Genomic DNA, 11099 nt, shown 5'->3' with positions numbered 1-11099 from the left:
ATATCCCAAAATAAATTAAATTTCTCGAAGGCCACTCCAAGCAATTAAAAGGCCATGAACGCCGCAAAATTCATGGCACATGTGGTCTCTCTTATGGGCCATGGGAGCCCGGGGTAGTAACCCGGATATTGACCCGGGTCTGAATAAAATGATATAAAAGTTTTTATTTTAACCTGCAGTCTATATAAAAGATATGAACAACCAAGCAGTTAAAAGAGATTTATTTGATTTTGAAGTGGGCTATCTGACCCAAAGCCCATGCGTCAATTGTGAATTCAGGGAACACCTGCCCACATGCCATGCTGACTGCATTATTTTAGACCAGATCCAAACCCGGCTGGCCCGGGGAATATCTTCCCAGTCCTCCCGTTATGAAAGCTGAACCGGGACTGCCTTTTCATGCCTTTTCCCAGTCAAAAATAAAACAGTATCTGACCCTAACACTTTATCACGAACTTAAAACGATCCGCACCCCGTCGGGATACAGCCTTGATCAGGCCATCAGGTCCGGCATTGAAAATCCCGATTCCAGCATTGGTATTTATGCCGGGGATATGGAAAGCTATGACTGCTTTGCACCGGTGCTGCTTCCCATCATCGAGGACTACCACCACCTTGACCCGGGCTGGTCCCATAAGCCCGGCCTGGAGGACGCGGCTCTGCCGGACCTGGACCCGGAACAGACATTCATACGCTCATCCCGGATACGGGTGGCAAGAAACCTGAATGGGTTTCCTTTTTCAGGCAACATGACCCCGGATCAGCGCCTGGCCCTGGAAGAGACGGTAAAACACGCCTTCAAAACCCTGCCCGAAAAATTATCCGGTGCCTATATTTCGTTTACAGATTTAAATGAAAAACAGTTCAATGCCCTGCTTGAAAAAGGGCTGGCCTTTCGGAAAGGCGACCGGTTCATGGATGCTGCAGGCATAAACCGGGATTATCCTTTAGGCCGCGGCATATTCACAAGCCGGGACAAAGTAGTCCGGGTATGGGTCAATGAGGAAGATCATCTGCGGATCATGGCCCAGTCCCCGGGCGGGGATATTGCCAATGTTTTCAACCGGCTGATACAGATGATGAAGGCATTGGACAATAGACTTGATTTTGCCTTTGACCGAAAAAAAGGCTTTCTCACAGCCTGCCCCACCAATGTCGGGACATCCATGCGGGCAGGGGTGCATATTCACCTTGACAAACTGGAACAAAAACCATCTTTTCTTGAAACCATCGCCACGGATCACCACCTGCAGATCCGGGGCACGGGCGGGGAGAAAACCGCTGTTGAAAAAGCAGTATTTGACATATCCAATGTCCGCAGGTTAGGAATCAGCGCCAACACCATTGTAAAGGATCTTCACAGGGGGGTGCAGGCCATTATCCAGGCTGAAAGAAATTTATAGAGTTATGCTGTTGATACAAAACAAAGATCCCAGTCCTTTTCGGGACTGGGATACGGTTAAATCATATTTCAGATAAACGTCTATTCACTATCTGTATAATCCAGCACTTCATCTTTGATGCTTTGTTTATCACCAGCCAAATGCCGCCGTTGCTTTTCTTTGAATTTACTGATCTGGGTTCTAATTTTTTCGGCCAAACTGTCAATGGCTAAATACATATTGTTGTCTTCAGCGTCGCTCCTGGCATGAATTTTCAGCTTATTGCAAGTCAGATTGACTTCAGCAATGCTGTGTAATTTTTCCTCTGACAGGACGACCTGGGCCTCGGCCGGGGAATCCAGCATTTTATCTAATTTATTTAATTTCTTTTCGACATGGGATTTTACAGCATCTGATGAGGGGACGTTTTTGAAAGTGATTGCAATGTTCATAGGCTCTCCTTTTATTGGTGAGATAAGGACTCAAAAATAACACAGTCCCTGTTACAACTCAATAACAGACCGCTATAGAATCAAAAGAAATCAATATAGATCATTCTGCCGTTGCAGATCAGATTGTACCGGATAACCCGTGTTAAAATATCTTTAATATCAAGTTCCATTTGATTTTCTCCTTGTTTTAGGGTAGACCTGCCATACTTTAAGGCGGTTTTTAAATTAAAAACATGACAGCTGCAGAACGCAAAAGGCGGCAGATCCATGATGCCGGACAACACAATTTTTAAACTGAAGGAAAGACCTTCACAATATGTCATCCTCTTTTTCATTTTTTTCATTGCCTGGAAAAAGTACCTGGAATCAAGGCCATAAAAATTTTCGAAAACCAGCCGGGCAGCTGATCGCAGACCGCAAATCCCTGGACCGGGTATTCATCCGTCCCGAAGATGAAAACAGCAAAAAGACCCTGGTTAAATACATGGAGCAGATCCTGTTCGGACTGCATGATTTTCTTAACCGGCATGTGGGCGTCACCGAAGAAATAAGCCTCAATGAACTGGCTAAAAATTACATGGACGTCGAGATCAGCGACCAGCCCCAGAAAAATCTGGGCCAAGTTATTGAAGATATCATTGAAGATATTGCCCCTAGAGCAGTCAATGTGGCATCGCCCTACTTCATTGGTCACATGACCTCTGCCCTGCCTTTTTTCATGGTGCATCTTAAAGCCATTACCGCAGCCTTGAACCAGAATGTCATTAAAATGGAAACCTCCAAGGTGCTGGCTGTCATTGAACGGCAGGTGCTGGCCAAAATCCACTGCCTGATTTTCAAACAAAGCCAGGACTTCTACCGGGCCCATGTCCAGAATACCCGTACGGCTTTGGGCGCATTTACATCCGGCGGCACCACGGCCAACATGACAGCCATGTGGGTGGCCAGAAACCGCCTGTTCCCGCCCAAAGATGATTTCTCAAACATTGAAGAAAACGGCTTGTTCAAGGCCATGAGCGTCCATCACACGGACCGGGTGGTGATCCTTGTATCCCGGCGGGGGCACTACTCTTTGAGGAAAGCAGGCGGGATTCTGGGCCTGGGCAATAAAAACATCATTTCCATAGATGTTACAGCGGATCACACCATTGACATAGACAAACTTAAACAGGCTGTCCAGGGCCTGAAGCAGGAGGGGCGTACAAAAATCGCCGCAATAGTGGGCATTGCCGGGGCCACGGAAACAGGAACCATTGATCCATTGCAAAAGATGGCAGATCTCTGTGAACAGGAGCAGATTCATTTTCATGTGGATGCGGCATGGGGCGGGCCGATACTGTTATCTGACACCTATGCCCATCTGCTTTCAGGCATTGAACGGGCAGATTCCGTGACCATTGACGGCCACAAACAGTTTTACATGCCCATGGGAACGGGCATGGTTTATTTTAAAAACGCCCATGCCCTTGACGCCATTGCCTACCATGCCCGGTACGTCAACCGGAAAGGATCTGTGGATTTAGGCATCAAAACCCTTGAAGGTTCCAGGGAAGCCGCCTGTCTGATCCTGGATGCCGCCTTGAAAATCATGGGCGCCAAAGGGTATGCCCTGATGATTGATCACGGTATCGAAACGGCCAGGGCCTTTGCCCAGAAAATAGAAGAGCGGCCGGAATTCGAACTTGTGACCCGGCCTGTACTCAATATTCTGACCTACCGGCTGGTGCCCATGTCCATCCGGCAGAAGCTGGAAACAGCCCGGGGGCAGGCGCGCAAAGACCTAAACCAGGAGCTTGACGAAATCAATATTCGCATCCAGCGCATCCAGCGGGAGGCAGGCAAAAGTTTTGTCTCCAGAACCCGGCTCAAACTTACGCCAGAAGATGACTTCATGGTGGTGGTGCTTCGAAGCGTTATCATGAACCCCTATACCACCGAAGCCATTCTGGACGATATTCTGGATGAACAGGAACAAATTTATCATAAATTTTAAACCAGGGACCGGGGATGCTAAAACAGATTGAACTTGCCATTCACCCGGACAGCCTTTATGACAAGGCGCTTCATAAAAAACTGGCCGCAAAAAAGTTACAGGCGCATGTCAATGAGATCACTGCCCTGATACCGTTGAAACGCTCCGTTGATGCCCGCAAATCTGCGGTATTCCGGATACGGTATGAGGTATATATTGATGAACCCTATCTCCCCGCAAAAAATGACATTTCATACAAACCGGTCAAGGTCAAACAGGGCAGACATGTGATCATTGCAGGATTTGGCCCGGCAGGGATGTTTGCGGCCCTGAAACTGATTGAGGCCGGCATCAAGCCCGTTGTCCTGGAGCGGGGTAAAAATGTCAGGGACCGGCGGTTTGACATCAGCGCCATACAAAGAAACCATGGGGTCAACCCGGACTCCAATTATTGTTTCGGGGAAGGTGGTGCCGGCGCCTACAGTGACGGCAAACTTTTTACCCGCTCAACAAAACGCGGAGATGTCAAAAGGATATTAAACATCCTTGTTCAGCACGGCGCCGACCCGGATATACTGGTAGATGCCCACCCCCATATCGGTTCCAACAAACTGCCCAAGATCGTTTCAGCCATAAGGGAAACCATCCTGTCCAATGGCGGTGAGATACATTTCAACAACCGGGTAACAGACCTTATGATCAGGGACCACAGGCTTGACGGGGTGGTGATAAATGATTGCGTTGAAATGCCGGGACAAGAACTCATACTTGCCACGGGCCATTCTGCCGTGGATGTTTATTATATGCTTAAAAAACATAATATCCGGCTCGAGGCAAAGCCATTTGCCATGGGGGTGAGAATTGAACACCCCCAAAAGCTGATCAATGCAATCCAGTACCATTCAAAACACTATAGCAGCAACCTGCCGGCAGCCGCCTATACCCTGACCTGCCAGACCAGTGAACGGGCGGCATTTTCATTCTGCATGTGCCCGGGCGGCATTATTGTGCCGGCAGCCACCTGTCCTGATGAACAGGTGGTTAACGGCATGTCTGTTTCCGGACGCAACTCACCCTTTGCCAACTCCGGGTTTGTGGTCAGTGTCGGGGAAAAAGACTGGATGGATTACAGGCATGAAAATGAATTTGCCGGATTAAAACTTCGCATGGCCCTTGAAAAGCTGGCCTTTGAACTGGGCGGCCATTCCCAGGTGGCCCCGGCCCAGAAAGCCATGGATTTTTTAAACGGGAAAAACAGTACAACCCTGAATCCAAGCTCATATATCCCGGGCATCATATCCGCCCCCCTGCATGAACGGCTGCCCCGGTTTATGGTCAAAGGCCTTGGGGAGGCATTAACCATTTTCAATAAAAAAATGCCCGGGTTTTCCTCCAATGATGCCCAGCTCATCGGCGTGGAAACAAGGACCAGTTCTCCGGTAAGAATTCCCAGGGACAGGACAACTTTAATGCACCCGGATGTTCACGGGCTGTTCCCCTGCGCCGAAGGGGCCGGCCATGCCGGAGGTATCGTATCAGCAGCCATTGACGGAGAGAATTGTGCTTCTGCTGCCGGGTTGCATTTTAATGCTTGACATCCAGACTAATCGAATATAGTACTCTCCTAACAAACAGGTTTTATTTTTTATGAGCGCTTGAAGGTTTTTGTCGAAAGACTGTCAGGCAGACAGTTTAGAGACCTTCATAACTTTAATATGCATCTGGGTGTTGATCCTTAACCAGGCACGCCCGGATATATTCATGAAGGTAACACAAGGTTACTTTTTGCCAGAAGGCAAGAGCGGAAAATAAAGTGTAAAACCAGAGACGCAGGTTTAATCTAAATCAGCTTTTTCTGGGTATAGATATCAAAAATGCCACGAAGGTTAGGACGGAGAATATCCGCCAAATCTTCGTGGCTTTTTTTTTGATATAGCAGTGATATAGCCGTTATGGATGGTTCACTGGGTTAGGAACAGGAACGCTGACCCAGATGGCCTTTGTAGCGGACATGTTAAAAAACCACGAAGGTTAGGGCGGATAATGACCGCCAAATCTTTGTGGTTTTTTTTTGGCGGAGACGAAAGTCTCGTATGGTTTCTATTATTTACTTAGTTCCTATCCCTAAAACTACATAAGGAGAATAAGATTAATGGACCTAAACACACAACGCGAACACTTCATTGATGTTATGGCCAAATTTACCGGCTATGCAGGCAAACATCTCCCCGATGATGTTATTGCCAAACTGGAAGAACTCAGGTCACAGGAAGATACGTCAATGGCAAAACTGATTTATGATGCCATGTTTGATGACTTGAAAATGGCGCACGAGCTTAACAGACCTGCTTGTCAGGATACGGGTGTTATTCAGTATTTTGTGCAGGTCGGTTCTAAATTCCCCCTGATTGACGATATTGAAAGCTGTCTGGTTGAAGCTGTAAAAAAAGCCACCATAGAATCTCCCTTGCGTCATAACTGCGTAGAGATCTTTGATGAAAAAAATACCGGCAATAATGTTGGCACAAGAATTCCCTGGATCGACTGGGAGGTTGTTCCCAATAATGACGAGGTGAAAATCTATATGTATATGGCAGGGGGCGGATGCAGCCTGCCCGGCACCGCAAAGGTCCTGATGCCCCTTGAAGGGTATGATGGTGCGGTCAAATTTATCTTTGATCAGATCACCTCCTATGGAATTAACGCCTGTCCGCCGCTTTTGGTTGGTATTGGTATTGCCGGATCTGTAGAGGTGGCAGCCAAGCTTTCTAAAAAAGCCCTGCTTCGCCCCATAGGAACCCATAATAGCAACACCCGCGGCGCAGAACTGGAGGCGATGATTGAAAAAGGACTCAATGACATTGAAATCGGTCCTGGCGGTCTTACCGGTAAAAATTCCGTTATGGGTGTAAATATTGAGCAGGCAGGACGCCATCCTGCGACCATTGCCGTTGGTCTGTCAACCGGATGCTGGGCCCACAGAAGAGCACTCATCAAATTTGATTCAAGCCTGGAATATGAAATCATCTCACATAAAGGAGCAGTACTATGAGCAAAAAAATCTTAACAACACCCATAAAAAATGAAGATCTTGAATCCCTTACGATTGGAGATGTCGTATTCCTGAACGGATATTTGATCACTAGCCGGGATGATGTTCATCATCGCCATATCACACAGGGAAAAGAACTGCCCGTTGACCTTGCAGGGAAAGCCATTTTCCATGCGGGTCCTATTATGCAGGAAAAAAAAGAGGAACCCGGCAAATACGAGGTTATTTCCATAGGACCGACAACCAGTATGCGCATGGAAAAACTTCAAAAGGAATTTATAGAAGCAACAGGCCTTAAACTGGTTGTGGGTAAGGGCGGTATGGGGCCGAAAACTGCTGAAGCCTGTAAAGCGAATAAAACGATCCATACCGTATTTCCCGGCGGATGCGCAGTGCTTGCCGCAAGCCGGGTAGAAGAGGTAGAATCCGTTGAATGGCTGGACTTAGGCATGCCCGAAGCCATGTGGGTTATGCGTGTTAAAGAATTTGGCCCATTGATTGTTTCCATTGATACAAAAGGAAATAATCTTTTTGAAAAAAATAAGGCGCTGTTTAATGAAAAGAAAGAAAAAGTTGTGGCAGAAATAATTAAACATGTTGATTATCTTGATTAGAAATCCAAGATAGTGCCGGGGCTCAATGTCATAAACTTAAGCATTGAGTATGTTATTCTACCACGAAGAACACGAAGATATCAGAGTACTGAACTTCGTGGTCTTCGTGGTCTTCGTGGTCTTCGTGAGCGTCGTGGTTTTAATCAGTGCAAACCATAATATATTTTTATGAATATCTAAAAATATATCATTTTTCATCATGCTTTAATTTCCTTTATAGTCTTACCAACGATAACTCTTGGAAAAAGGAGAATTAACAGCATGAAAACCCACAACCTGGGGTTTCCCCGCATCGGCGACAACAGGGAACTCAAACACGCACTGGAATCTTACTGGCGGGGTGAAACGCCCCAAAACAAACTGCTTGAAACCGGTGCACGGATTCGGAAAAACAATTGGGCCGACCAAAAAGCGCTTGATTATGTGCCTGTGGGCGATTTTTCATTTTACGACCATGTTCTGGATACCAGCTGGATGCTGGGCAATATCCCTGCCCGGGCCCGGGAAACCTGTGGATCTTCATTGGACCGGTACTTCCGCACAGCCCGGGGACAGTCCGCAGGCGATGGGGAAGCCAACCAGATTTGCGCCGGGGAAATGACCAAGTGGTTTGACACCAACTACCATTACATTGTCCCGGAGTTTGATCCATCTTCCGGGTTTTGCCTGGATGCCCAACCCCTGCTGGACCAGGTACAAGAGGCTCAAAAAACGGGCGTAACGCCCAAACCGGTTATTTTAGGACCTGTGACCTATCTTTTTTTGGGCAAGGCAGAAAATGTTGACAAGAAAACCCTGCTCAAAAAGCTGCTGCCGGAGTATGCCCGGCTTTTGAATTTGCTGGCTGCCCGGGATGTCGAGTGGGTGCAGATGGATGAACCGTTGCTGGTCACGGATTTGGATAATGACTGGAAACTCATGGTGGAACAAGCCTACCAGGCATTGGGGAACGGATCTGTCAAGATCATGCTGACCACCTATTTTGGTTCCCTTGGCGATAACCTGAATCTGGCCCTGTCGCTGCCGGTTCAGGCCCTTCATGTGGATGCGGTGCGGGGAAAAGACCAGGTACCGGATCTGGTTTCCCGGCTGCCCGAACATATGGCCTTATCATTGGGGGTGATTGACGGAAGAAATATCTGGAAAACGGATTTGAACGCCCTTTTGGATCAACTGACACCCATCTATGACCTGCTTGGGGACCGGCTGTGGCTGGCCCCTTCCTGCGCCTTGCTCCATGTGCCTGTGGACTTGGAAAAAGAGACCGGACTGGATACCGAACTTTTAAGCTGGATGGCCTTTGCCCGGCAGAAACTGGTTGAATTAGATCTTCTGGCAACGGCGTTGAACCAGGGCCGAACACTAGTGGCAGCGGCCCTGGAAGAGAACCGAGAGGCATTGGAAAACCGGCAAAACTCAGCCCGGATTCACAACCCGGAGGTCCAGGCCCGCCTGGCCCGGGTGGATGACAGCTGGGGACAACGCAATCAGCCCTACCCGGAACGTGCCAAAATTCATAAAGAAAAACTCAATCTTCCCCTTTACCCCACCACCACCATTGGTTCCTTTCCCCAAACCAGAGAGATTCGCGCGCTGCGCCTTAAATTCAAAAAAGGGGAGATCAGCCTGGATGACTACACCGCCGGCATCCGGCACCAGATACGAACCACCATTGAATTCCAGGAAGAGATTGGCCTGGATGTGCTGGTTCATGGCGAAGCCGAACGTAACGATATGGTGGAGTACTTTGGCGAGCAATTGGACGGGTTTGCCTTCAGCCGCTATGGCTGGGTGCAGTCATACGGGTCCCGTTGTGTCAAACCGCCCATCCTTTTTGGCGACGTGTCCCGGCCCCGGCCCATGACAGTGGCGTGGATTGGCTATGCCCAGTCCCTGTCTGAAAAACCGGTCAAAGGGATGCTCACAGGCCCTGTAACCATTTTAAACTGGTCCTTTGTCCGGGACGACCAAAGCCGGGCCGACACCTGCCGCCAGATCGCCCTGGGTATCCGCGACGAGGTACTGGATCTGGAAAAGGCCGGGGTTTCCATCATCCAACTGGATGAAGCGGCCTTAAGAGAAGGACTGCCCCTGCGTAAACACCAGTGGAAGGCATATCTGAACTGGGCCGTGGGGGCATTCCGGATTGCCGCCAACGGGGTCAAAGACGCCACCCAGCTTCATACCCATATGTGCTATTCGGAATTCAACGATATCATTGATGCCATCACACGCATGGATGCCGACGTCATCACCATTGAGGCATCGCGTTCCAACATGGAGATATTAAACGCCTTTGACCAAACCGCCTATCCCAACGAGATCGGTCCGGGGGTGTATGATATCCACTCTCCCAACGTACCATCCGTGGATTTCATTGTGGCCAACATGAAGGAGGCAGCCAAACGAATCCCAAAGGAACGGTTGTGGATCAACCCGGACTGCGGCTTAAAAACCCGGGCCTGGCCCGAGACAAAATCATCCTTGAAAAATCTGGTGGCAGCGGCCAAAGTGCTGCGTGCCGCTGCAACAGCCTGACAAACGAATTATTATTTATTCAGTGCCTGAACGGAAAACCCGTGTTTGGACGACTCGATAGAGGAGCGAAAGCGCCTATATGAGACGTTCAAACACTATTTGACAGTCTCAATGTTCCAGATATTCCGGGCATACTCCCTGACAGCTCTGTCGCTGGAGAATTTCCCCATATTTGCCGTATTTAAAACGGAACATCTGGTCCATTGTTCCTGATCCTGATACAGGAGACGGACCTTTTCCTGGGCCTGGATAAAAGCGCGGAAATCAGCAAGAACAAAATAGCGGTCTCCATGGGCCATCAGCGAATCCCAGATGGGCAGGAAAAGATTGGGCTCCCCCGGAATAAAATGATTAAGCCGTACCATGTCCAGTGTGATTTTCAGATCTTCATCGTTATTATAATAATCCCAGGGGTTGTATCCCTGGGCTCTTTTCTTTTCCACCTCTTTGGCGGTCAGGCCGAAAATAAAGATATTGTCTTCGCCCACCTCTTCCATGATCTCGATATTGGCCCCGTCAAGGGTGCCGATGGTCAGTGCCCCGTTTAAGGCAAATTTCATGTTCCCGGTACCTGATGCTTCAAGCCCGGCCGTTGAAATCTGCTCGGAAAGATCTGTTGCGGGTATGATCTTTTCAGCCTGGGAAACACAATAGTTCGGCAGAAAAACAACCTTAAGTTTATGGTTCACGTCCGGATCATTGTTCACCATGTCTGCAACGGAATTGATCAGCTTGATGATCAGTTTTGCCTGAACATAGGCAGGTGCCGCCTTGCCGCCAAAAATAACCGTCCTTGGCACAACCTCTTTGGCCGGATCCTTTTTTATCCGGTTATACAGGGTAATGACATGGAAAATATTTAAAAGCTGACGTTTGTATTCGTGAATCCGCTTCACATGAACATCAAACAGGGTATCAGGGTTTATATCCATATTTACTTTACGTTTGATATATTTTACCAGCTGCGCCTTATTCCCCAATTTCACCTGTCTCCATTTTTCAAGAAATTCAGTGCTGTCTGCATGGGGAATAAGCTTTTTGAGATGATCAAGATCGGTGATCCAGTCTGATCCGATGGTCTCGGTGATC

9 protein-coding genes are annotated in these 11099 nt (G+C 48.3%); 7 read left to right on the top strand and 2 right to left on the bottom strand.

Going from position 1 to position 11099, the window contains the following annotated elements:
* The first annotated feature begins 193 nt into the window (after nucleotides 1-193).
* Nucleotides 194-382, top strand: coding sequence for a hypothetical protein (locus AB7U36_RS10420; protein WP_428159715.1), 189 nt, complete (start codon nucleotides 194-196; stop codon nucleotides 380-382).
* Nucleotides 372-1403, top strand: a complete 1032-nt coding sequence (locus tag AB7U36_RS10415; RefSeq protein WP_428159714.1) for a phosphagen kinase — start codon at nucleotides 372-374, stop codon at nucleotides 1401-1403. Before AB7U36_RS10420 ends, AB7U36_RS10415 begins: the two co-directional genes overlap by 11 nt.
* Before the next feature lie 80 nt (nucleotides 1404-1483).
* Here AB7U36_RS10415 and hpf read toward each other — a convergent pair whose 3' ends face one another.
* A complete protein-coding gene (hpf, locus tag AB7U36_RS10410; RefSeq protein WP_428159713.1) occupies nucleotides 1484-1834 on the bottom strand; it encodes a ribosome hibernation-promoting factor, HPF/YfiA family in 351 nt (116 codons plus the stop codon).
* A gap of 316 nt (nucleotides 1835-2150) precedes the next feature.
* On the opposite strand from hpf, the gene panP reads away from it, so the two are divergent.
* The 5 genes from panP to metE all read left to right on the top strand — a co-directional run bounded on the left by panP (nucleotide 2151) and on the right by metE (nucleotide 10010).
* Nucleotides 2151-3827, top strand: a complete 1677-nt coding sequence (gene panP / locus AB7U36_RS10405) for a pyridoxal-dependent aspartate 1-decarboxylase PanP (RefSeq protein WP_428159712.1) — start codon at nucleotides 2151-2153, stop codon at nucleotides 3825-3827.
* A gap of 14 nt (nucleotides 3828-3841) precedes the next feature.
* Nucleotides 3842-5401, top strand: a complete 1560-nt coding sequence (locus AB7U36_RS10400) for an NAD(P)/FAD-dependent oxidoreductase (RefSeq protein WP_428159711.1) — start codon at nucleotides 3842-3844, stop codon at nucleotides 5399-5401.
* Between the two features lie 557 nt (nucleotides 5402-5958).
* On the top strand, nucleotides 5959-6858 hold the full coding sequence (ttdA, locus tag AB7U36_RS10395; RefSeq protein ID WP_428159710.1) for a L(+)-tartrate dehydratase subunit alpha: 900 nt from the start codon (nucleotides 5959-5961) through the stop codon (nucleotides 6856-6858).
* Nucleotides 6855-7472: a L(+)-tartrate dehydratase subunit beta gene (gene ttdB, locus AB7U36_RS10390; RefSeq protein WP_428159709.1), complete on the top strand. Its 618-nt coding sequence runs from the start codon at nucleotides 6855-6857 to the stop codon at nucleotides 7470-7472. Before ttdA ends, ttdB begins: the two co-directional genes overlap by 4 nt.
* A 261-nt stretch (nucleotides 7473-7733) precedes the next feature.
* Nucleotides 7734-10010 (top strand): 5-methyltetrahydropteroyltriglutamate--homocysteine S-methyltransferase, encoded by a 2277-nt coding sequence (metE, locus tag AB7U36_RS10385; RefSeq protein WP_428159708.1) that lies wholly within the window; start codon nucleotides 7734-7736, stop codon nucleotides 10008-10010.
* Between the two features lie 95 nt (nucleotides 10011-10105).
* Here the strand turns inward: metE and AB7U36_RS10380 are convergent.
* Nucleotides 10106-11099 (bottom strand): glycogen/starch/alpha-glucan phosphorylase (locus tag AB7U36_RS10380; RefSeq protein WP_428159707.1); only part of this gene is annotated, 994 nt, incomplete at its 5' end.

It is taken from the genome of Desulfobacter sp., assembly GCF_050177295.1.
The sequence above is the reverse complement of the archived record's forward strand: the minus strand, read 5'-3'. Positions and strand labels throughout refer to the sequence as shown.